General features: G+C 58.0%; 21 protein-coding genes and 1 pseudogene. 8 read left to right on the top strand and 14 right to left on the bottom strand.

Annotated features, from left to right (window positions below; translation table 11 throughout):
* Positions 1 to 61: 61 nt before the first annotated feature.
* Together G485_RS28455 and G485_RS30965 are read right to left on the bottom strand one after the other, a co-directional pair.
* Positions 62 to 496 (bottom strand): glutamine amidotransferase-related protein, encoded by a 435-nt coding sequence (locus G485_RS28455; protein WP_051318284.1) that lies wholly within the window; start codon positions 494 to 496, stop codon positions 62 to 64.
* Between the two features lie 3 nt (positions 497 to 499).
* Positions 500 to 703: a CTP synthase gene (locus tag G485_RS30965; protein ID WP_051318283.1), complete on the bottom strand. Its 204-nt coding sequence runs from the start codon at positions 701 to 703 to the stop codon at positions 500 to 502.
* A 204-nt stretch (positions 704 to 907) separates the two neighbouring features.
* Here G485_RS30965 and G485_RS0114155 point away from each other — a divergent pair, with 204 nt between their 5' ends.
* A complete protein-coding gene (locus tag G485_RS0114155) occupies positions 908 to 1,957 on the top strand; it encodes an NAD(P)/FAD-dependent oxidoreductase (protein ID WP_035156294.1) in 1,050 nt (349 codons plus the stop codon).
* 482 nt (positions 1,958 to 2,439) lie between these two features.
* Here the strand turns inward: G485_RS0114155 and G485_RS0114150 are convergent, their stop codons facing one another.
* Both G485_RS0114150 and thrS read right to left on the bottom strand, forming a co-directional pair.
* Complete coding sequence (locus G485_RS0114150; RefSeq protein ID WP_240489152.1) at positions 2,440 to 3,369, bottom strand: phosphotransferase family protein; 930 nt, start codon at positions 3,367 to 3,369, stop codon at positions 2,440 to 2,442.
* A 97-nt stretch (positions 3,370 to 3,466) separates the two neighbouring features.
* Positions 3,467 to 5,377, bottom strand: a complete 1,911-nt coding sequence (thrS, locus tag G485_RS0114145) for a threonine--tRNA ligase (RefSeq protein WP_240489151.1) — start codon at positions 5,375 to 5,377, stop codon at positions 3,467 to 3,469.
* 535 nt (positions 5,378 to 5,912) lie between these two features.
* Between thrS and G485_RS0114140 the strand changes: the two genes are divergently transcribed.
* Positions 5,913 to 6,776 carry a pentapeptide repeat-containing protein gene (locus G485_RS0114140; RefSeq protein ID WP_027093091.1) on the top strand — a complete coding sequence of 288 codons (864 nt, stop codon included), beginning with the start codon at positions 5,913 to 5,915 and terminating at the stop codon, positions 6,774 to 6,776.
* A 55-nt stretch (positions 6,777 to 6,831) separates the two neighbouring features.
* On the opposite strand, the gene G485_RS0114135 is transcribed toward G485_RS0114140, so the two are convergent.
* Both G485_RS0114135 and G485_RS26545 read right to left on the bottom strand, forming a co-directional pair.
* Positions 6,832 to 7,251 (bottom strand): hypothetical protein, encoded by a 420-nt coding sequence (locus G485_RS0114135; RefSeq protein WP_027093090.1) that lies wholly within the window; start codon positions 7,249 to 7,251, stop codon positions 6,832 to 6,834.
* Between the two features lie 90 nt (positions 7,252 to 7,341).
* A pseudogene (locus G485_RS26545) lies at positions 7,342 to 7,581 on the bottom strand (NAD(P)H-dependent oxidoreductase); the annotation flags it as partial.
* A gap of 120 nt (positions 7,582 to 7,701) precedes the next feature.
* Between G485_RS26545 and G485_RS31515 the strand changes: the two are divergent.
* Positions 7,702 to 7,854 carry a hypothetical protein gene (locus G485_RS31515; protein ID WP_420805781.1) on the top strand — a complete coding sequence of 51 codons (153 nt, stop codon included), beginning with the start codon at positions 7,702 to 7,704 and terminating at the stop codon, positions 7,852 to 7,854.
* Positions 7,855 to 7,989: 135 nt separating this feature from the next.
* Here G485_RS31515 and G485_RS0114120 read toward each other — a convergent pair whose 3' ends face one another.
* Positions 7,990 to 9,534, bottom strand: a complete 1,545-nt coding sequence (locus tag G485_RS0114120) for an L-fucose/L-arabinose isomerase family protein (RefSeq protein ID WP_084423311.1) — start codon at positions 9,532 to 9,534, stop codon at positions 7,990 to 7,992.
* A 182-nt stretch (positions 9,535 to 9,716) separates the two neighbouring features.
* Between G485_RS0114120 and G485_RS0114115 the strand changes: the two genes are divergently transcribed.
* Positions 9,717 to 10,778 (top strand): substrate-binding domain-containing protein, encoded by a 1,062-nt coding sequence (locus G485_RS0114115; RefSeq protein WP_027093088.1) that lies wholly within the window; start codon positions 9,717 to 9,719, stop codon positions 10,776 to 10,778.
* Positions 10,779 to 10,842: 64 nt separating this feature from the next.
* On the opposite strand, the gene G485_RS0114110 is transcribed toward G485_RS0114115, so the two are convergent.
* From G485_RS0114110 to G485_RS0114095, 3 genes are all read right to left on the bottom strand, one after another.
* Positions 10,843 to 11,745: an aldo/keto reductase gene (locus G485_RS0114110; protein ID WP_027093087.1), complete on the bottom strand. Its 903-nt coding sequence runs from the start codon at positions 11,743 to 11,745 to the stop codon at positions 10,843 to 10,845.
* A 338-nt stretch (positions 11,746 to 12,083) separates the two neighbouring features.
* Complete coding sequence (locus G485_RS0114100; RefSeq protein WP_027093085.1) at positions 12,084 to 12,356, bottom strand: hypothetical protein; 273 nt, start codon at positions 12,354 to 12,356, stop codon at positions 12,084 to 12,086.
* Between the two features lie 75 nt (positions 12,357 to 12,431).
* Positions 12,432 to 13,901: a protein adenylyltransferase SelO gene (locus G485_RS0114095; RefSeq protein ID WP_027093084.1), complete on the bottom strand. Its 1,470-nt coding sequence runs from the start codon at positions 13,899 to 13,901 to the stop codon at positions 12,432 to 12,434.
* Between the two features lie 360 nt (positions 13,902 to 14,261).
* On the opposite strand from G485_RS0114095, the gene G485_RS0114090 reads away from it, so the two are divergent.
* The 4 genes from G485_RS0114090 (at position 14,262) to G485_RS0114075 (ending at position 18,074) form a co-directional block, all read left to right on the top strand.
* Positions 14,262 to 15,221 (top strand): hypothetical protein, encoded by a 960-nt coding sequence (locus G485_RS0114090; protein ID WP_027093083.1) that lies wholly within the window; start codon positions 14,262 to 14,264, stop codon positions 15,219 to 15,221.
* Positions 15,218 to 15,814 carry a 4Fe-4S single cluster domain-containing protein gene (locus G485_RS28445; protein ID WP_051318282.1) on the top strand — a complete coding sequence of 199 codons (597 nt, stop codon included), beginning with the start codon at positions 15,218 to 15,220 and terminating at the stop codon, positions 15,812 to 15,814. The genes G485_RS0114090 and G485_RS28445 overlap by 4 nt, the downstream gene beginning before the upstream one ends.
* The gene (locus G485_RS0114080; RefSeq protein WP_027093082.1) at positions 15,801 to 17,423 is read left to right on the top strand and encodes an AAA family ATPase; all 1,623 of its coding nucleotides are present in this window, start codon (positions 15,801 to 15,803) and stop codon (positions 17,421 to 17,423) included. The genes G485_RS28445 and G485_RS0114080 overlap by 14 nt, the downstream gene beginning before the upstream one ends.
* A gap of 114 nt (positions 17,424 to 17,537) precedes the next feature.
* On the top strand, positions 17,538 to 18,074 hold the full coding sequence (locus G485_RS0114075; protein WP_027093081.1) for a DUF2997 domain-containing protein: 537 nt from the start codon (positions 17,538 to 17,540) through the stop codon (positions 18,072 to 18,074).
* Positions 18,075 to 18,101: 27 nt separating this feature from the next.
* Here the strand turns inward: G485_RS0114075 and G485_RS0114070 are convergent, their stop codons facing one another.
* From G485_RS0114070 to G485_RS26535, 4 genes are all read right to left on the bottom strand, one after another.
* Positions 18,102 to 19,136: a FecCD family ABC transporter permease gene (locus G485_RS0114070; protein ID WP_027093080.1), complete on the bottom strand. Its 1,035-nt coding sequence runs from the start codon at positions 19,134 to 19,136 to the stop codon at positions 18,102 to 18,104.
* A 2-nt stretch (positions 19,137 to 19,138) separates the two neighbouring features.
* Positions 19,139 to 20,197 (bottom strand): FecCD family ABC transporter permease, encoded by a 1,059-nt coding sequence (locus tag G485_RS0114065; RefSeq protein WP_027093079.1) that lies wholly within the window; start codon positions 20,195 to 20,197, stop codon positions 19,139 to 19,141.
* A gap of 113 nt (positions 20,198 to 20,310) precedes the next feature.
* On the bottom strand, positions 20,311 to 21,315 hold the full coding sequence (locus tag G485_RS0114060) for an iron-hydroxamate ABC transporter substrate-binding protein (protein ID WP_027093078.1): 1,005 nt from the start codon (positions 21,313 to 21,315) through the stop codon (positions 20,311 to 20,313).
* Between the two features lie 124 nt (positions 21,316 to 21,439).
* On the bottom strand, positions 21,440 to 22,345 hold the full coding sequence (locus G485_RS26535) for an IS1595 family transposase (RefSeq protein WP_035156289.1): 906 nt from the start codon (positions 22,343 to 22,345) through the stop codon (positions 21,440 to 21,442).
* Position 22,346: the final 1 nt, after the last annotated feature.

The raw sequence follows: 22,346 nt of genomic DNA, 5'->3' as shown, positions 1-22,346 counted from the left end.
AAAATCTCGGCCTTGATGGCTAACACCCAACGCGCAGACCTCGTGCCTTTTCCGCCAAATGTTACGGCCTCAAGCGGCCGCCGCCTGAAGAAGCGCCTTGATCAGCGGGTGAATCCAGCTCCATGATCCGAGACACGCCTTCCGTATCGACGCCTACGGTCCGCAATTCGTTCTGCTCCAACAGAGGAGCCCATGCCGGGTTGACGCCATAGTTGCACGTTCCGTAAGTCTCTTCGATTTCCTCCTTGCCGTAAAGGGCGGCAACTCTCGACTCCGGCACGAGCCGGAACGTATTCGTCGTTTCGCTTACCGAGCAGGTCAAAGGAACGACCATGAGCACCGAAGCGGAAGGATTCTCCTCCGCATGGTCCGCATCCGCCAGTCCCAGAACGTTTCTCGCATATTCGAGGACCATATGTTGGAACCCGCCGCACGTTCCCAGAAGGGGAACGCAGTTCGTACGCGCGTAGCGGATCGCGTTAAGCGCTCCGGCCATGCTCTAGTACGGACTAGCCGGCACGATCCACAGCGCCCGATAAGAGCCCAGCTTCGGCTCGTACTCCTCCTCCAACGCAGGGGTAGGAATCCACTCGGCTTCAACGGACAGCCCGAGATCTTCCGCCGCTAGCCGAAGTGCCTGCGGAATCGCCGCATGCGCTTTTACTTCCGGACGATAATCTCCGACCAGGCCGACACGAATCATAGCAGCGCCTCCTGAATACTCAAATTTTTCAAACAATAAAAAGCTATAGTAATCGAACCGCGCTTATGTGTCAATAGATCTTCGAAAACGGACGGCCAAGCGACAATCCCTTCTTTTGTTGACGTTGATAATCATTATCACTTAAAATAAAAAAGTGAATAACGCAGAATCGGACCGATCCTCGGACAGAAAGTGGGACTGACATTGAGCGAACGGCAGGAACTTGAGATATACGACGTGACCATTATCGGCGGAGGCCCCGCCGGCATGTATACGGCTTTCTATAGCGGCATGAGGGATTTGAAGACGAAGCTGATCGAGGCCCAGGAGCAGCTGGGAGGCCGAATTCTGACCTATCCGGAGAAGATGATCTGGGATGTCGGCGGGTTGACGCCGACGCCGGGCAGGCAGTTGATCGAACAGTTGATTCGGCAAGCCAAGACGTTCGATCCGACAATCGTGCTCGGACAGCAAATCGTCTCGCTGGAACGGCTCCCCGACAACACCTTGCTCCTCACCGCCGCAACCGGCGAGAAGCATTGGACGAGAACGGTCGTGCTGGCGATCGGCTACGGCATTCTCGAATTGGCGAAGCTGGACATCGAAGGCGCCGACCGATTCGAGGTGACGAATCTGCACTACACCGTGCAGGCGCTGGAGGAATTCCGCGGCAAGCGGGTGCTCATCTCGGGCGGCGGCGACTCGGCCGTCGACTGGGCGAACGCCCTGGAGCCGATCGCGGCAAGCCTCACGGTCGTCCATCGGCGCGACCAGTTCGGCGGCCACGAGCGCAACGTGGCGCGAATGAAGGCCTCTTCGGTTAACGTCCGGACGCCGTACACGGTGGAGGCGCTTCATAGCCGCGACGGAGCGGCCATCGACCAGGTGACTATCGTCCATACGGAGACGGGAGAGCGGGAGCGGATCGATGTCGACGCGGTCATCGTCAATCACGGGCTGCGCTACAACTTCGGCCCGATCCGGGACTGGGGCCTGGAAATGGGCGAGTGGCACGCGCATGTCAGCAGCAAGATGGAGACGAACATTCCGGGCGTGTTCGCGGCGGGAGACTTCGTCAAGCACGACAGCAAGGTTCATCTGATTGCGGGTACGTTCAACGACGCCGTGCTCGCGTGCAACAGCGCCAAGCTGTATATCGATCCGCAAGCGGAGAAGGTGGCTTACGTCTCCTCGCACAACCCGAAGTTCAAAGAGAAAAATCGGCAGTTGGGCGTAACGGACGGCGACGAGTAATAGCGGCGGTGCAGGGAGCTTCCCCTGCACCGCCGCCTTCTTCACGAGATGTTTCCCGTGGGACCTCCAAGATTCCAATCGGGGATTGCCTTGGCTCTAACGGACCCAGGATCCGCTATTTCTCGCCTGGAAGCCTATTCAGAAATGGGACGGACAGAGGATCCGTTATTCGCTTCAAACCGTGCCCCCATCGAGGAAAATCCGACGCATAGCGGAACCAGGGTCCGTTAGAACATCAAAAACGCGATTTTTGGACAAATAACGGCTCGTGTGTCCGTAAGCGTTCGGGGTCCTGCTCGGTCATGCTCCATGAAGCCCTAAAGACGCCGAAGGCGTTCAGACTGTAGAGAAAGTCTCGGCAGTCAGCTTGTGGAAAAATAGCTTGACTGGTTGCCGCCGGAGGAGCGGACGGTCCTTTGCCGACAAGCGAACAATAAACAAGGCTGTTCCTAGGTATCCCCTGCCTCTCGAGACCGCCCTCTTCAAGCAAGGCGATTCAACAGGCTGCATAAGTAAGCGTCCAGCCGTTCGCCCATCATCTTCGCCGTCAATCCGGCAACGCCCAATGCGGTCCAGCCGCCATACACTTCGGGCGGCCAATAGGCGAAATCGATCAAGGTGACGAGATCCCAATACGGATCGTAGTGGAAGGAGTCACCTGCATGCCGTCTATAGCGGTCGAGGAACTCGTCGGCCGTACCAACGCCGTGCAATTGCGCCAAATTGACGCGGCAATGGCCGACGTCGATTCCCGCCGGACCGACGCATCCGTTCACCCAATCGACAATGCCGCTTACCTCGCCTTCGTTCCAAAGGACGTTGGCGGGATGGTAGTCCCGGTGGATGAACCGCTTCGCGAACGAAGGACGATGCCCCGTCACGATGTCGGCTGCGGCCCTCCACTTGTCGGGAACGGACGACCAGGAAGAAGTATCGAGCGTCGAGGCGTCGCAGTAGGGCGCGAACGACCATGGAAAATCCCCGGCTGCCTCCGCATGGATGCGAGACAGCGACAGCGCCATGCCGTCGAGCCAGCAGGAGACATCCTTCGGCTCCAGAACGACCCGGCCTTCAAGCCGCGTCATTAGAACCGCCGGCATCCCGCAGCCGGCTCCATCGCCGTCAAACGCGACAATCGCCGGCGCCCGCACGCCGGCCATGGCGGAAGCCCGCCGCAAACTCTCCGCCTCGCGATGAGCCAAATCCGGCTCCCTCCGCACCCACTCCCTGTCGTCGAACTGCCGCAGCACCACGCGCCGAAGTTTGCCGCCTACGCTAAGCGTTATGGCGTGAACGAGAGAGGAGATGCCCCCTTGAAGACGCTCAATCGAGACTACGTCGGCCTGCTTATGCACGGAGTTGACCACCCATTGCAAGGTTCGATCGGATAACGCATCCTTCATCGCGTTCATAGGGGCACCCTCCTTGTTCGAATGCGGCCATCCTTTTGCCGGCTTTGGATCGGCCTTATCGCCAAAATCGGACCTTGAGAAGAGAAGTTATCTGCACCTACACCTTCGCTTCAATTTCCTCGCGAATCAAGCTCGCGATCTCGCCAATTTCCCTCCGGCCCAGATCGCCTTCTCCCCGCTTGCGAACCGATGCCGTGCGGGAATTCCGCTCGTTCTCGCCCAGCACGAGCATGTAGGGCACCTTCTCCAGCTGGGCTTCGCGAATTTTGTATCCCAGCTTCTCGTTGCGCCCGTCCACTTCCGCCCGAACGCCCGCCTCCGCGAGCGCTTGCTTCACTTCGAGCGCGTAAGACAGATAGTTGTCCGATAGGGGCAGCAGCTTGGCTTGCACCGGCGCCAGCCACAGCGGGAAGGCGCCGCCGTAATGCTCGGTCAGAATGCCCATGAACCGGTCGATCGAACCGAAGATGGCGCGGTGCAGCACGACAGGGCGATGCTTGCGGTTGTCCTCGCCGATGTAAGTGAGATCGAATTTCTCCGGCATTTGGAAATCGAGCTGAATCGTTCCGCACTGCCAACTGCGCCTCAGCGCGTCGAAAATGTGGAAGTCGATTTTCGGACCGTAGAAAGCCCCGTCGCCCTCGTTGATTTGATACGGGATGCCGCGCTTGTCCAGCACGCTCCGAAGCGAAGCTTCCGCCCGTTCCCACAGCTCTTCGGAGCCCATCGAATCGTCCGGGCGCGTGGACAGCTCGAGCTTGTATTCGAAGCCGAACACCTGATAAATCCGGTCGATAAGCGCGATCGCCCGCTCCACCTCTTCCTCGATCTGGTCCGGCCTGGCGAAAATATGAGCGTCGTCCTGGCAGAACGTGCGAACCCGCATCATCCCGCTGAGCGCGCCGGAAAATTCGTGGCGGTGAACTTGCCCGAATTCCGCCAGGCGGATGGGCAGCTCGCGGTAGGAGCGCAAAGCGTTTTTGAAGATCAGCATATGGCCCGGGCAGTTCATCGGTTTCAGGGCGAAGCGCGTCTCGTCGACATCGGTAAAATACATATTCTCCTTGTAGTGGTCCCAATGCCCCGACTGCTCCCAGATCCGGTTGTTCATCATGAGGGGCGTGCGCACCTCTTCGTAGTCCTGGCTGAGCTGGATGCGGCGGGAGAAGTTCTCCAGCTCCGTGCGGATGGTCATGCCTTTCGGAAGGTAGAACGGCATGCCGGGCGCTTCCTCCGAGAACATGAACAGCCCGAGCTCCTTGCCCAGCTTCCGGTGGTCCCGCTTTTTCGCTTCCTCCAGGAAGCGCAGATGCTCCTCCAGCTGAGCCTCCTTCGGGAACGCCGTGCCGTAAATCCGCTGCAGCATCTTGTTGCGGGAATCGCCTCGCCAATAAGCTCCCGCCACGTGAAGCAGCTTGAAAGCTTTGATCCGCCCCGTCGATGGAAGATGCGGTCCCCGGCACAGGTCGATGAACTCGCCCTGCTCATAAATCGTAATGACCGCTTCCGCCGGCAGTTCCCGGATCAGCTCCAGTTTAAGGGGATCCCCCTTGAAAAGCCGATTCGCCTCTTCCCGGCTGACGACGCGGCGAACGATCGGCAAGTCCTCCCCCGCGATGTTCCGCATCTCCCGCTCAATGGCAGCCAGGTCTTCGGAGGATAGCGGCTTGCCGATGTCGATGTCGTAATAGAAGCCGTCTTCGATGACCGGACCGATGCCCAGCTTCACCTCTTTGTCCCCGTAAATCCGCTTGATCGCCTGCGCCATCAAATGAGCCGTGCTGTGCCGATAGATTTCAAGTCCTTCTTTGCTGCCGAGCGTAAGGACGTCGATTCGGCCGTCCCGTTCGATCGGACGGTTCAAATCGACGGGAATCCCGTCGATCATGCCCGCGACGGCGTCTCTCGCCAAGCCCGGACCGATCGACGCCGCCACTTCCGCAATCGTCGTCCCTCTCGGATACTCTCTTGCTTTGCCGTCGGCCAATACCGCTTGAATGATCTCCACGATGCCATCCTCCCATGGAATTTCTGAACGCAAAAAAACACACTCTCCGCCAAGGGACGAGTGCGTTCGGCTCGTGGTTCCACCCTCATTCGACTTGCCGCAGCCGCTATAACGGCTTACGTTCCGGCAAGTCCTCATCGGTATCCGGTAACGGGGATAAAACGGCGGCGTTTACTGCCGCGGCTCTCGTCCACGGGTTCAACGTCGCGGCTGCAAAGGGGTAACCTCCGTCCGGTCGCTGCAGAGGCTCTCAGCTTGCACCTCATTCTCTGTCCAGCCCTTGAAGGAGATCATGTCTTTGGTCGTCGCCTGGAAAATATAAATTGCCCTCATTATAGCCGCCGGGTTCAGAGGGGTCAAGAGGCAGCCGCGCAAACCGATGACACGATCCGCTCGAGCCGAGGCCTGTAACGGGTCACCCAGATTGCTTGTCCAAGACCTATCGGAGAATCTCCTAAGTGATATAATGATAGAGCCCTTGTTCGTATGGATTCGATAGGATGACGTCCATGGCGTCGATCGGAAGGAGACCCCCATGCTTGAAAATCGCGATTTATCGCGCCGCCGGCTGCAGGCGGACTGCGACCATTGCTTCGGCTTGTGCTGCGTCGCCTTGCCGTTCGCCGCTTCCGCGGACTTCGCCATGGACAAGAACGCCGGGCAGCCCTGCCCCAATCTCCGGCCGGACTTCCGCTGCGGCGTCCACAGCACCCTCCGGCAGCGGGGCTTTCGCGGGTGCACGGTGTACGATTGCTTCGGCGCCGGGCAGAGAGTATCGCAGATCACTTTCGGCGGACGGGACTGGCGGCAAGCTCCGGAATCCGCGAAGCAAATGTTCGACGTCTTCCCGGCGATGCGGCAGCTTCACGAGCTGCTCTGGTATTTGACCGAAGCGCTCACGCGGCCAGCCGCCTCCCCGATTCACGCCGAGCTCGGTCTTGCGCTGGACGAGACGGAACGCCTCACGTCTCTCGATCCCGACGCTCTCCTGCAACTGGACGTGGCGGCTCACCGCGCCAAAGTGAATGACCTGCTCCTCCGAACGAGCGAGCTCGTGCGGGAGGAAGCCCGCCTCCGGTACAAAGGTCCGCTGAAGCACCCCAGAAAAGCCGGCCGCGGAGCGGATCTCATCGGCGCCAACCTTCGGGGAGCCGATCTGCGGTGCGCCAACTTAAGGGGCGCCTATCTGATTGCCGCCGACCTTCGGGGAGCCGACCTGAGATCGGCCGACCTCATTGGAGCGGACTTCCGGGACGCCGATCTAAGCGGGGCCGATCTCACCGACTGTCTCTTCCTCTCCCAAGCCCAGCTCAACGCGGCGAAGGGCGATGCCGGCACCAGGCTGCCGCCAACATTCGAGCGACCCGCTCACTGGTCCGCCTCCGGCAAGCGGGGATAATGTTCCGCCCCGCAAGGGACAAAACGCTAGGAGTCAGGGTCGAAGGTCGCGCTTCTCAAACTGAAGACGGGTCCAGAATCAGCTTCATCCCTTCGATCCTGAGCTCTCCCATGCGCGCGACCCAGCTTCTGAAGGCTTCGAACGTGTCGTCGGAATAACCGAAGAGCCTCTGCATCTCGGCCGCGATTTGCCGTTCCTTGTCGCTATAGTTGCCATCCGCGAAAATAAGCAGCAAAATCTCCGCGAAGAAGATGTTCCTCACCTGCTCCTCCTTCACGCCGCCGATCAATTCGGACAGGGACCGCTCCTCTCCGCCCGGCTTCGGCTCCCAGTCCTCCATGCCCAGCTCCAGCTTCCAGGAGCGAATGTAGTTCCATTCGTTGCGATTGACGAATCCGTCACACTTCGCCACCCGGTGCGCCAACTCCAGAAAAGCCTCTTTATGGTCTCGGTTCTCGATAAAATGCAAAAACATGTCGGCTCGCTCCTCACGGCGTAAGTTAACGTTATAATGTTCGCCATGCAACCAGTGTACCGGAGAAGCGTCGGCCGTTCAATTCGGGGCTTAGCGAACGGATTTGAAGTAACGATAAATTTTGTCCAACTTCTGCTTATGCTTGCCTCGCGGACTTTCCATAGAACCGAATTCGAAAAACTTCACCTTCCGGATGCCGACGAAGTTGAACAGCGCTTTGCGCATTAACACCTTGTGCGCGTTGTTCAGCCAGAACAGCGGATAGAGGGTTGGGCCCTTCATGGTGGAGATGCACACCGCCGACTTGCCCTTCAGAAGCCCTTCCGGAATAGGGAACCGCTCCAAAGGGGAGTAGCTGCCACAATAAAGTCGTCACTACGAGAGCGCGAGCTCTCCGGCTTTATTGGCATTGCCGGCAAGATCATCATATCCGTTAAGGGGGTTATCGTAATGGATTTCGGACTGCTGCTGGAGCGCAGACCGACGTTGGAGATCGCCACCTTCGTCATTGTCGGCTGGGTCGGCGTCAATCTGGCGGTTCATACGCTGGCGCACCCGTCGCTGCACGTCATCCCGCACGACTTCGCGGAATCTGGAAGCTGACGTTCTACGCGGTGCTTCTGGCCATCGCCTTGTGCGGGTGGTTCCTCTCCGGGGGCAAGAGCAAAGACAAGAAGCCTTCCAAAGCCGCCTAGCCTATGCGGCTAAACGAAGGAAGGCAGGTTGCCCTGCCCTCCTTCATGGCTGCAAGACGACGACTTCGATGCCGAGCAGCTCGCCGACTTTCCGATACAAGGAAGCGTTGTGGCCTACCGAGATGGCGCAATGATGCGTAGGAGCCTCCGCAAACCATCGCTCCATATAAGAATCCGGGTCCGTGTGGAACCTGACCGGCGTCATCGTATTGCCGATCTTCATGATCGGACCGTCGATCGATTCGCCCTCGCTTACGATAAGCTTCAGCTTCCCGTCCACCGTCTGGGTCACGTTCAGCGTGGTCACCGGGCCCGTCTTCACCTTGGCCTCGACCGAGATGCCCGTTCCCGCCTTGCCATGGTACACGCCCATTCCGCGCAGCACCGGCTTGCGGTCCGCGATCTGGATATGGAAGGGCCCGTCGTGACCCAGCAGTATCGTCCCGTTCTCATAATCGACGACGACGATCTCCGTGAAGCTGCCGCCCTTGCCCAGCAAGTCGCAAATTTTCATCGCCAGCGCCGTCTTCAGATCGCCCTCGCCGGAGCACGGAATGCCTTTGGCGGTGAGCAGGGAATGCCCGAGAATAAATCCGGATTGCAGCTTCTCATAGGCGTTGCCCGGCGCGCCATGGTAGTAGTAGGTCAGCGAATCGAGATTGTACGCCCGGACCATCTTCTCCTGAGCCAGGGCGACCCTGCACGACCATTCCAACTGCTCGGGCGTCGGCTTCTTCGCAATCGGGTCCGTCGGCGAATCCTCGCTGATCTCGAACATCGCGCGGGTCTCCTCCAGCTTCCGCTGCACATCGGCTTCCGTTACTTCGGACAAGAGCTTGTCCAGATCGCACATTTCCAGCACCTCGACGTGAATGCCGGTTTGTGCCTGCAACATCGTAAAGTCGCTGTACATATCCAACATCCCGCTATAGGTGTTGCCCAGGAAGCCGAAGCGGCTGTGCTGCAAGGTTCGCTTCACTCCGGCCGCTTGCACCCATTCCGCGATCTCCTTCCATGCCCGCTTCGCTTCCGGCCTTCCGGAAGTTTGCTCGTCCGCCAGCGAGATCGCCGGCGTCTGCTCCAGTCCGAGCAATCCGTTAACGACGCGGAACGGAATCCCGGACCGGTTGAAGGCGTTGGAGATCTCCGGAACCGGACAGGCGCCGCAATGCGCCAGCCATTCGCCCGTGTAGGTCTTGTCGTAATTGATGCGGGCCGCAGGCTGCAAATTCAGAACGACGACAGGCGCTTTGCAAATTTGGTGAACCGGCAAGACCGTCGAACTGGTCGAGTACGTGGCGGAATGACAAAAGATTAGGTCGACATTGTGCCGATTGAACCACTCCCCGGCTGCCCGCCCCTCATCCTCCGTATCCACCAGACCGTAGTTGTAGACCTCCGCTTCGTCCGCCAGCTTCCGTTCGATCCATTTTCCATACTCGACAAGTCTCTCTCTCAGTCCCTCGAATTGACTCCAATATGCTCTTAATCCGATCGAGTACAGTCCGATTCGCGCCTTCTTCCCCGGCTTCAACGCTTCGAACGCGCTCACGCCGCCTCTCCCTTGCTGTCCTTCGGCAGCTTTCATATATATACATCTCCTCTAAAATATATATATAACTTATCTGACTTATATCGTAGTAAGCGTTATCGAACTTGTCAAGAATAAAATAAGGGCGCATGTCCGAAGAAAACCGCTTTTCTTGCCATCGCGATGAATAATTTATACAATCTTATATATATATTTTGGGGTTATGAAAGGGAATCAAGATGACGAAACCGAGAGCTCTCCCCGCTTATCTCCATATCAAGTCCGAAATCGTGCGCTGGATTTCCAGCGGGAAGCTGCGGATCGGCGACCCACTGCCGACGCGGTGGGAGCTCGTCGAGACGTTCGGCACGAGTTGGGGAACATTAACCCGCGCGATCAACGAACTGATGAACGAGGGCGTTCTTCGTGCGGAGCGCGGCAAGGGAACCTTCGTTGCGGGCGAGCCGCCGGCCCGCGGCCGGCAGCCCGAGTCCCGTGTGCTGAAGGTTCTCATCTGCCAACCGAAATGGACCGTGAACCGCTCGTTAGGCAGCTTTATGGACGGCATTCGGGAAGAAGCGCACAAGCAGCAATACGCCGTCGAGTATCTCGATCGCGCGCCGAACGAATACGCCGCGGACGATCTCGAAGGCTACATCCTGATTACGCCTACGTACGAGGAGCTCCCCTTGCTTCAAGAGAGGTGGCGAGCCGGGCAGCGCTTTGTCGTTCTGGGCTCCGATTTTCCCGGGGAGCCCTTCCCTTGCATCAATGCCGATACGCGCAACGGCACGTTCCAGGGCGTGCAGCATATGATCCGGCAGGGGCACACGGCGATCGCGTTGTTCGGCGTGCAGGAATCCTTCCCGAACTATCAGCGGGAGATCGAGGGCTACCGGGACGCGATGTACCAGGCCCATCTGGAGATCAAGCCGGATTGGATCGTCAAGCGGGAAGACGATGGGGCCGCTACCGTTCGGGCATTCGAACGATGGCTGGAGGAACATCCGGAGTGCACCGCCATCTTCTCCGCGGATTATACGAGCACGATGGCGATCCTGACGGTATGCGAGAGAAGAGGCTTGTCCATCCCCGACGACTTGTCGGTTGTCGCGATGGACGAGCTGCCTTCCGCCGAATTTTTGCGAACCCCGCTCACCAGCGTCGTTCAGCCCTTCGAGCAGTTGGGCAGGCTGGCGGCCTCTTCCTTTTTCGAGAGCAACAAGGAGCTGGCCATCACGCGCCTCCTCCCCTGCAACATTCATTACCGCAACTCGGTGAGGGCGCTGAACAGAGCTTAGTTTTGTCGCAAAAAAATCGCCCCATCCCGTGCCTCTGTTGGGATAAGGGCGATCATATGGCGGGTTAACGGTGCATCGTGTAAAGATTCGCTTTGCTCAGGCGGCGTATCGTCTGCACTTCTTCCTCCGACAGCTCCGGTACGTCCGCAGCCGCAAGATTCTGCAGCAGCTGCTCGCGCGAGCTCGCGCCGGGGATGGCGACGGCCACCGCCGGATGGCTGAGCGAGTAGCGGATGGCGAGCTGCGTAAGGCTCCTCTCGGCAGTGACCAGCTGCTGCAGCTGTTCGCGCAGCGCGATAAGTTCCGCCAGCTCGTAATCCGGCACGCCTTGGACCGGCTGCCGATTCGCCGCTAGCGCTCCGCTGGCCAAAGGGCCTCTTGCGATGACGCTGATTCCCTTCTCCTGAAGCAAGGGCAGAACCGTCTCCTCGGCCCTGCGGTCGACCATGCTGTATGGGTTCATGACGCTGACGATGTTGGAGCGCGAGGCATATTCCCGAATGACATTGGGACGGATCGAGGAGATGCCGTATTCCCGGATGACCCCTTCGCGCTTCAATTGCTCGAACGCTTCGATCGTCTCGTCGATCGGATCGTCAATCGTTCCCCCGTGAAGCTGATACAGGTCGATGTAGTCCGTTCCAAGTCTGCGCAAGCTGTCCTTCACAGCCGACAGGATGTACGCCTTGGAGGGGTCCCAGACCCACCCCTCTTGTCCGGGAATCCGCCGGTTGCCCACCTTCGTGGCCAGCACCACCTGATCGCGCCGGCCGCGAATAGCCTTGCCTACAATCTCTTCGTTGCGCCCGCTGTCATACAGATCGGCGGTGTCGAGCAGATTGACGCCCCGCTCCAAGGCCTCATGAATGATGGCGACAGCCGCCCGCTCGTCCGTCCCCAGCGACATGCAGCCGAGCCCGATCTCCCCGACGAGCAGCTCGGAAGCGCCTAAACGGTTCCTTTTCATCTCGCATCCATCTCCCATTTCCCGAAAATCCGGCGATTGTACAGCCGGTCATGTTCGCCCGGAAGGAACGCCCGTTCTCGCCCATTCTACTGCAATTCCTTCCACCTGTCATTAACGATGGCGGGTGCGTCCTGCAGCAGCGTCTCGTCCCACGCCTCCGGCGTCAAGTTCTCGTTCGGGGCCAACGTTCCGTTAATGTCCATCTTTAACAACGATAGTCCGAAGAGACAAGCAACCGAACGCACATAACCGCCGGCAAAAAGATCGCCCCGACGCTTCCCGGATTCCGCCGGCAAGGCGCAAGGGCGACAACCGCAACTCGGCATGCAGCCGATGATTTAATCCTTGATCGCAACCATAATGTCAAAGTCGAACCGATCGATCGTATCGGCCGGAATATGCAGCACATCCGCACCGGCCGGAATGCGTTCCGTACCGTCCAGCTTGACGCCGACCCAAAGTTCGAGCACTTCGCGCGGCTCCGCCCCCCATTGCGGGATCAGCACATAACCGATCTCCTTCTCGGTCCATGGCAGGCCTTCCAGCTCCACGACCGTCACAAGTTCGTGCCACGCACGGCGTACGTCTTTGCCCAGCTCGAAGTTCTTCATGCTCCCCGTCGCTTTCCGTACGGCAACGTCAAATGTCAAAGCGATGAGCTGTGACGCACCGCGTTGTCCGATCTGTCACGTTCCGCAGAAAGTCCGGTAAGGAATAGGCGACGGAGCAGGCGGCGCGGCGTATTCATCCTGATCGGGCTTGTAGGCGTAAGGCTTCGACAGGACGTCCAGAAGGCGATGCATTACGCTGTAGTCTTCATGAATCGTTGCCGCTTCCAATGCCTCTTCGACCCGGTGATTGCGCGGGATGACCGCGGGATTGCTGCTGCGCATCAGCTGTTGCGAAGAAGCCTGCGGCTCCTCCTGCCTGCCCAGTCTCGCCTGCCACCGCTTATGCCATTCGGCAAATTCCGGGTCGCCGTTCAATTCCGTATCTTCCGGTTTGCCGACCGTCAAGGCGCGGAATGTATTGGTATAGTCCGCGCGAGCTTTCTGCATCAGGCCGAGAAGACTCGCAATCAGAGACTCATCCTCCGGCTCCTCGTTCGCCAGTCCCAGCTTCGCCCTCATCCCCGCAAGCCAGTGGCCATGGTACAGCCGGGCAAAATCCGACAGCGCCTCCTCCGCCAATCGGATCGCTTGCTCCTCGTCGTCGTGCAGCAGCGGCAACAAAGCCTCCGCGAACCGTGCGAGGTTCCACGCGGCGATGCGCGGCTGATTGCCATAGGCATACCTGCCATGAACGTCAATGGAACTGAATACGGTGGACGGATCGAAAACATCCATAAAGGCGCATGGACCGTAGTCGATGGTCTCTCCGCTAATCGCCATGTTGTCGGTGTTCATCACGCCGTGGATGAAGCCGACGAGCTGCCACCGGGCAATGAGCGAAGCCTGGCGCCGGATGACTTCCCGAAGCAGGGCGAGGTAGCGGTTCTCATCCGCTTCCACTTCCGGATAGTGCCTCTTCACGGTGTAATCGGCGAGCGTCCGGACATCCTCTACGGTGCCCCAATTCGCCGCGTATTGAAAAGTGCCCACACGCAAATGACTGGCCGCCACGCGGGTCAGAACGGCGCCCGGCAACTCGGTCTCGCGGACGATCGACTCGCCGGTAGCCGCCACCGCCAGGCTGCGGGTAGTCGGGATTCCCAGCGCATGCATCGCTTCGCTGATGATGTATTCGCGCAGCATCGGCCCAAGCGCCGCCCGGCCGTCGCCTCCGCGAGAATACGGCGTCCGGCCCGAGCCCTTGAGCTGAATATCGAACCGCTCGTCCTCGGGCGTGATCTGTTCGCCAAGCAGCAGAGCCCGGCCGTCCCCCAGCTTCGTAAAATGGCCGAACTGATGCCCCGCATAGGCCTGAGCCAGTGGCGCCGAATCTTCGGGAACCCGGTTCCCGGCAAAGATCTCTACGCTCTCCCTGCTCTTCAGCGCTTCGACGTTCAAGCCCAGAGAAACCGCCAACGCTTCGTTCAGCACGACCAACCTAGGGGCACGCACTGGGGACGGATCCTGTCTGGAAAAGAACAAATCCGGCAGACACGCGTAACTGTTGTCGAAGTTCCATCCTGCTTTCGTATTTCGCTCGCTCATCGCAGCTCCTTGTTCGTCCGACTTCTTGCATCAGAAACCTCTGTCTTTTTTATTATACTCTTTCCGGAACCTTCAGATCGAACTCGCGAAGGCACATTGGGTTGGAAACGATCTCACAGGTTAAGACATATCCAGCGGCTGGCCCCGGGCGATAAGGTGGGCGACATCGAGCAGATCTTCTTGAAAATTCTAGCTGTCAATGGGTTTTTGGAGCCTAGGCAGACGTATCCTCCATCCCTTGCTCTTCTTCCCGAACGATATCGATCTTTACGACAACTTCTTACATTTTTATTGCTGTATGACTCTCGAACTAGTAAAATTTGCTTATTCAATCATTTTCCAGTCAAGGAGTCGGATGATATGGATGACGATTCGTTGCAACAGCTTCGTAAGAAAAAGAGGTTGATGTGGTTTGGGCTGTTCTTCTTCGGCATTATCGCGATATTGGGTTTAGGCAGCGGTGATTGGCTTATGCTGCTTGGCGGAGGGGTCATGACGATCGGAGCCATCGCCGCACTGGTTATCATGAACCGCCAATTAAAAGCCGTTGCTCCCTATCGTCCCGGCAAGGGCTTCTGGTACTACAGGCTCACACGCCGCCAGAAAATGAATTACGTGACCGCCTCCGAAATCTTCATCATTCTTCTGATCGCTTTCTTTTTCTGGGCAGGAGTTTTAACTTGGTATGTCCTTTTCGCCTCAATAGGCAGCCTGTGGTATATTCAATTCGTCATCAAGCGAAGGATCAAGCATCACACGCCGGTAGACGACGCCACCCTGTTCGAGCTGGAGGAGTTGGGAATTATCCAGCCGGAGGACATCGTAAAGGGGCTCTACAAGGACTTCGAAAGCTGGAGCACTGTAGGCGAAGGCGCGAAGATTCTCGTGTTGACGCCGGACCGTCTGATTGTCATCGTCATGTCGAGTCCGGAGCAAGGCGATCGAATGGAGATCCGGCTGCGCGACATCAACCGGCTCTATCTCATGGGTAACGGCCGGCAGGGTCAAGGGTTGATCGCGACGGTCGGGTTGACGGACGGCTCCATCCTTCGCTTCACCCTGCATGGCAATAGCCATCAAGATTCTCCGGAGCAGTTCGTCCAGCAACTGCTGGAGTCGATCGACAACTTGTATATCAAGCAACCGGGCATGCCGGATCCGGCGGCTGCCGCTCCTCGCATCCGACCGTTAGAGGCGCCCGCTGTTGGTTCGATCCCCAGACCGACGTTCCGGCTCATCGATTTGCATGAAGCAACCGCCAACCCTGATGCGGAACAAACACCCGCGATCGAAGCGGGACAAAGAGTTCTCGATTTATGAGATTATACGTGCACACGATCGCCCGCCAGAGCCTCGCGAACGGCCCCGGCACACGCGCCGTCGTATGGGTACAAGGATGTTCGATCGGTTGCCCGGGTTGCTTCAACCCGCAGACGCATTCGTCCGATTTTGGCGGGAGCGAGTGGGACCCGGACAAGCTGGGGGCGGAGTTGGGCGGAGTGGCGGTCGACGGATTGACCGTTTCCGGGGGAGAGCCTTTGCAGCAACCGGAAGCCGTTCTCTCGCTCATTCGGGCGTTCCGGCGGAATCATGGCGGCACGGTGCTGCTGTTCACGGGGTATCCGGCCCCGTACATTCTTAACAACGAGGCTGCAAGAAGCGTCGCGCTACAAGCTGATGCCGTCCTTGCGGGCCCGTATGTACCCGGTAAGGAGTCGGAAATTTGGCATAACAAACGGCTACTGCTGATTACGAACCGAATATCGCCCGACGAGCTCGTTCCGGAGAAGCGTTTGGAAATCGGAATCGATCGTGCCGGCATGATCCGGATGACGGGTTACCCCGGTGCGGAGGAACGATCGGCTATTTCGTCGTTTATGGAGAAGGGGATCGGAATCCATGACCAGGGATGAATTCATGCTCGAGTTGGAAGTGTTGATTCGGGCCCGCTACAGTATCATTTTCGTCAATACGTTGGAGGAAGAGAGAGCGCTCGATTTTATTGCAGGCATATCCCAGAAGCTGAACAAACGGGTGGTCACTTGGACTTGTACAAGGGGCTTACAAATAGACGGGAAAATGATCGACCCGAATACAACCGATCTTATGGATGCCATCGCCAAAGCGGAAAATATGGCCGACGAACCTACTCTTTTCGTCTGGATCGACCTCCAGGCGCATCTTGGCCAGTCTCCCGTCTATATTCGGAGATACAAAGAATTCGCTCAGCGCATTCGGGACGGCATGCCTTCGAACTCGATCATCGTCGGGTCTTTGACGGAAATTCCAGTCGAACTGCAAAAAGAAGTCGCTATTATCGATATGCCGTTTCCCGATCTGGACGAGATCAAAACGATTATCTATAATTTCGCCCAACCGTACACCGATCGCGAGGATGTATTTATCGATTGCTCGGAACCGACCATGGACGCGCTCGGACGGGCGTCCATCGGTCTGTCCAAAAGCGAGATCGAGAATTGTCTGGCCAAATCGCTCGTCAAGCATAAACGGATATCTGCCCAGGATATCGATTTTATATTAGAGGAGAAGAAACAGAACATCCGGAAAGCCGGCATTCTCGAATACGTCGCCACGGAGCACATGGACGTCTCGGAGATCGGCGGGTTGGACAATTTGAAAAAGTGGCTGGAAATCCGGAAAGCCGCCTATACGCCGGAAGCCGAAAAGTTTGGAATCGGTTGGCCCAAAGGTGTGCTGCTTGTCGGAGTGCCGGGCTGCGGTAAAAGCTTGAGCGCCAAATGCGTGGCCGCCTCTTGGAAATTTCCGCTTCTTCGTCTGGACCTGGGCAGAGTGTTCGGGATGTACGTGGGAAGCTCGGAAGCCAATATTCGTTTGGCCCTTGCCATGTGCGAAGCCGTCTCGCCGTCGATTCTGTGGATCGACGAGATCGAGAAAGCCCTCTCTGGCTTGTCCAGCAGCAATCAAACCGACGGAGGAACGACGTCACGCGTCTTCGGGACGATCCTGACATGGATGCAGGAAAAGAAAAGTCCGGTTTTTGTGTTCGCCACCGCCAACAACATTGCGAGCCTGCCCCCCGAGCTGCTGCGAAAAGGACGGTTCGACGAAATTTTCTTCGTCGATTTGCCGAACGAACACGAGAGAGCGGAAATTTTCCGTATTCATCTCGAGCGGATCAAACGAAACCCCGAGTCGTTCGATATCGGGAAGCTTGTCGAACTGTCGGGCGAAGCGAAGTGGGGAGACGACATTCGTCTGACCGGATCGGAGATCGAAGCCTGCGTCAACCAAGCGCTGTTGGAAGCTTTTTTCGACGGTCATGCCGGGAACAAGGTTGAACGCGACGTAACGACTCAGGATATTGTAAAGGCGATTCAACAAACGGTCCCGCTAAGTAAAGTGCGCAAAGACGAGATCGGGCTCATGCGTAACTGGGCGGCGGAAAATGCCGTTCGTGCAAGTCTCGTACCGGCCTCCCCGGCGAAGCCGCTCGCTTCCGGCGGCCGCGAGATTACGGTGGGCAGGAACATCGACTTCTAGTCCGGATGGGAGGACGCATGAATGAGCCACTGCACGACTTTTGCAATCTCATTTCAAGACAAAAGGCTGCTGTTCCGGGCCATGAGAAACCTAGGTCTAAACCCGGAGAATAAATTGTGGCAAGCCTTTCGCTCGGATCTGCAAAAGAAGATCGGCATCGGGGGCGAGATGCTCGGGAAGCTGCTTACCGGAACGAATGGCGACATTCATATTGTGTTCATGGAGACGGAAGACGGCTTGCAGCCCTTTATCGAATGCTCGTCGCTATCGGGAGAAGAGTTGGAACGGGCTGGCGGCCAATTGCTCCGCGAAGTCCAGACCGCTTACCTGCGCTGCACCGTCGAGGAAGTGGCCAGACAGTACCGTCAGTCCGGTCTTTCGGCGGAAGTGCGGGAAGAGCCGACGAAGGACGGGCTCTCCTTCGTAATTACCATGGGCCGCTCGAATAAATCGGTCATCGTGACGCAGAGACCGGACGGAACCGTTGAAGAACGCGTCAAGGGAATCGCAGGCCGTTCCTGCACAACCGCTACGGAGCTCATCGAAAGGGGGCTTGCGCACCCTAAGCAGCTAAATCGAACTTGGGCTCCGGAATATAACGCGACGGTCGAAGACCGGGAGATTCAGGTGCTGCGGTTGTTGCGGGATTGAAATGTCTCCCGGCGGACCGCTTTTTCGCTATTTCTTTGTTCGGAAAAGCAAATATAAAAAATAAGGCGCTCCGATGACTGCGACGACGATGCCCGTCGGAATCTCCGTCGGCTGCAGCAGCCATCTCGCGAACGTATCGGCTGCGAGCACGAGCAGCGCTCCCGCCAGCGCCGCCGCCGGCAACAGCGCCTGATAGCGCTGGCCGACGAGACGTCTGGCCAGATGGGGAGCAATCAGCCCGACGAACCCGATGTTGCCGCTGACCGCCACGCACGAGCTCGCGAGGCCGACCGCTGCGGCGAGAAGCACGATCTGCTCCCGGCTTACGCGGGCGCCCAAGCCCGTCGCCAGCTCAATTCCGAGACCCAACACGTTGATCGTTCTCGCCTTGTAGAAGACGAATGGAATCAGCACCAGAATGAACGGCAGCAGCGCCGCAACGAGGCTCCAGTTGCTGCCCCAGATGCTGCCCGCCATCCACGTCAAGACGAACTGATACTGCTCGGGATTAATACGAAGCGACAACACGATCGTGACGGCCGAGATGCCCGCGTTCACCGCGACTCCGTTCAGAAGGAGCCGGTTCGGCGAGAGCCCCTTATGCCTGCGATAGGACATCGTGAACACGAGCAGAGCCGCGAAGCCGCCTCCGATCCATGCCAGCAAAGGCAGCAAGTAAGCCGGAGCCGCGGTTGCCGTCGGATAGAACGCGACGAACAGCAGAATGACCAGCCCCGCGCCGGAATTGATGCCGATAATGCCCGAATCGGCGAGCGCGTTGCGCGAGAGCGCCTGCAGCACCGCCCCGGAGATCGCGAGCCCCATGCCGATCAGGACGGAGATGACGATGCGCGACAGCCGGAAGTCGAACAGAATCAGATTCTGCCGCTCCGTTCCTCCTCCGGACAGGGTGCGCAACAGATCTGCCGGGGACAGCCGGATGAGTCCGGTGTTCATGCTGACGATGAAAGTCAGGACGATCGCCACAGCCAACGCGGTCAGGACGAACACAGTGCGTTTGCGCTTGCGCAGCGCTTCGGGAGACATGGGATAAGCGCTCATCTTCACAACTCCCTCTGTTCTTTGTTGGCGAGATAGAGGAAGAAGGGAACGCCGATGATCGCGATCAACGCCCCGATCGGCGTCTCGTAAGGGGGCCTGACGGTTCTCGCCGCCAAATCGGCCGCCACGACGAGCAACGCGCCGAGCACAGCCGAGGTCGGAATGATCCACCGATAGTCGACGCCGACGAGCTTGCGCGCGAAGTGCGGCACGAGAAGGCCGACGAAGGATACCGCACCGACGGTGGAGACGGCCGAACCCGCCAGTACGATGACGATGACCGTACCCGCCAGCTTCACGGCGCCCGGCCGCAGCCCCAGGCCTCTGGCGACGTCTTCTCCGAGGCTAAGCAGCGTAATGGAACGGGACAGGATCAACGCTCCGAGGAGCGCGGCGCCGACCCATGGGGTCATAATTTGCAGATGCATCCATCTCGTGCCCGCTACGCCTCCGGCGTACCAGAACGCAAGGTCTTGGCCGATTCGGAAGTAGAGGGCGACGCCTTCGCTGAGCGCGGTCAGCAGCGCCGACAGCGTGACGCCCGCGAGCACGAGACGCGTCGGCGTCAGGCCGCCCTTGACCCCGGAGGCGAGGGCGAAGACGAAGACGGCGCTAAGCGCCGCTCCGACGAACGAGAACAGGATCAGGTACATATACGGCAGACCCGGCATGAACGCAAGACAAAGCGCCAGAGCGAAGCCCGCCCCGGAATTCAAGCCGATAAGCCCCGAATCCGCGAGCGGATTGCGGGTCATGCCCTGCATGATCGCTCCCGCGACGGCGAAGCTGCTGCCGACGAGCATGCAACCGAGCACCCTCGGCAGACGCAGCTCGTGAATGATCCGATGCTCCGTCAGATCCGGTTGATAGTTCAATATCGCTTCCCATACGGTGAATAGCTTAATGTCCTTCGCGCCGAAGGTTACGGACAACGCCAGACCGAACGCGAGCGCGATCAAGCCCAGAACGATGGTCACGATCGCCGTGCGCGGCCTCGAATAGATTCGGCTCTCGGCGTTCGCCGATTCCGTCGGCGAAGCTTGGTTCGGATTACGAGTCATTGCTGTCACGCTGCGCATTCCCCAGTCTATCTTGAATGAAGGAGCCCCCGCCGTGCCAAAAAACGAAGAGAAGCCTCTTAGGCCTCCTCTTCGTTCCTCCCGTCGCAGGGCAGTTATTTCTTCACGATATCGTTCAATACGTTATCGATCATTTGCGAGCTCGCGACCGGGCCATAGTACAGCCAGCTCGAAGAGCTCGGATATTCGTAGACATGGCCGTTCTTCACCGCTTTGATCGTTTTCCAGATCGGATCGTTCAACGCGGCGGAGCCCGTGCCCTTGTCGCTGTTGATCAAGATGAGGTGGTCGGCGTCCAGGTCGGCCAATTTCTCGAGGGAGATCGGATTCCAGTTGCCCGTCCCCTTAGCGGAAATTTCCTTGACGACAGCCGGAACCTTGAAGCCCAGGTCGTTATACAGAACGTCGCCGCTCGACTGCTTGTCGCTGACGACGAAGAAGCTGTTCTGCACCAGCCAGATCGCCGCAACGGATTGATTCGGGAGCGCCGCTTGGATCTTCGCTTTCGCATCGGCCGCTTTCTGCTCGTAAGCGTCCAGCACCTTCTGCGCTTCGTCGCTCTTGTTCAGCACTTCGCCGATCTTGAGCAGCGCTTTGCGCCAATCGTTCACGGTGTCGTCGCCGAGGACGAAAGTCGGAGCGATCTTCGCGTATTGCTCGTATTTGCCGCCTTCCACTGTACTATTGGGTCCGATGATGAGAAGATCCGGCTGGAAGCTCATCACCGCTTCGAAAGGCAAATCGTAAGGAATCGTCGGAATGCCCTTCAGCGTCCCCTGCAAATAATCCTGAATGCCGTTGGCAACGGTCCATTGCGCTACCGGCTTCACGCCGAGCGCCACGAGATAGTCCTCCAAGTAGGAAGCGATGATTCTCTGCGGGTTAGCCGGAATCGTGACTTCGTGGCCGAGCCCGTCCGTCAGCTTACGTTCCGTTGCCGGCGCAGACGCCGATGCGGAAGCGGACGCGGGCTGGGACGCCGTGGAGCCGCTCGTGCTCGGTTCCGCTTTATTATTGTTGTTGCCGCATGCGGCGAGCCATAACGACATGAGCATCAGACCTAACAGTATCGTAATCGATTTTCTCTTCGTTGCAAACACGTATGAATCCCCCTTCAGTATAAGCAAGCTGACTTATGTTCGATCAAACAAGCATGTAAATGATAACAATTCTCATTATCAATGTCAATAAATTTATTTGAATATCAAGTTAGCTCCGCTAAGGTCATGATGTGAGCTTCTGGTAGGTGATGGTGTCGGTTGAAACACAGGCTGTCAGCAGTCGATTGAACAACTGGCCTTCAAACCGTCTGCGGTTGGTGCGGAAGCAAAATTCATCCAAATACGATTGCAGGTGCTTGGAAGCCAAGCCATGGTAGGTACCGCCGATAAACGCTTTGGCATTGGAAATCATGGTGTGCAGCCATTTCAGATGATCGGGGTTTTCCTTGGCGTTAAACTCGAGCGGCTGGTGATCGTAACCTTCCTCTGCGAGCTTTCGATACGAACTGTAGGCATCGCTGCTGATGGTAGCACCGGGCTCGATATGGTGCCGTGCAAAATCGACCAGCGTCTTGCCTTTGACATTCGGGATGACCTTCATTTTCACATATTGCGGCGCTCCTTTCCTGTCCAGCGATACGGCTGCCAGTACGGGTGTTTGTTCCGTGCCGCGACCGCGTTTACCGCCTTCTGTCGGCGCTCCGAAGAACGCGTCATCCAGTTCGACCAAACCGGCCAGTTGGTAGTGGGCATCGCGATCTCCCATGGCTTTGCGAATCTTGTGAAGCATTAACCATGCGGTTGGGTAGGAGATTTCCAGTTCGCGCGAAAGGAAAACCGCGGAAACGCCGCGTTTATCATGCGCCACAAGGAAAATCGCCCAGAACCAGGTCAGCAGCGGCGTATGGGATTTATGCATAATCGTGCCGGCGGTAACAGAAGCCTGATGCTTGCAGCGCGTGCATTGATACAGCTTACGGCTTTCCAGAAAGTAGAACGCATCGTGCTCGCATTTGGGGCAACAGAAGCCGTTCGGCCAGCGGATCTGGAACAGATGCTCGCGGCATGCGTCATCCGAATGAAACTTCTCTTGAAATCTCTTTAACGTCATCGCTTCTTGTTGAGCCATG

This window comes from Cohnella thermotolerans DSM 17683 (genome assembly GCF_000429825.1).
GTDB classification, from domain to species: Bacteria; Bacillota; Bacilli; order Paenibacillales; family Paenibacillaceae; genus Cohnella; species Cohnella thermotolerans.
The sequence above is the reverse complement of the archived record's forward strand: the minus strand, read 5'-3'. Positions and strand labels throughout refer to the sequence as shown.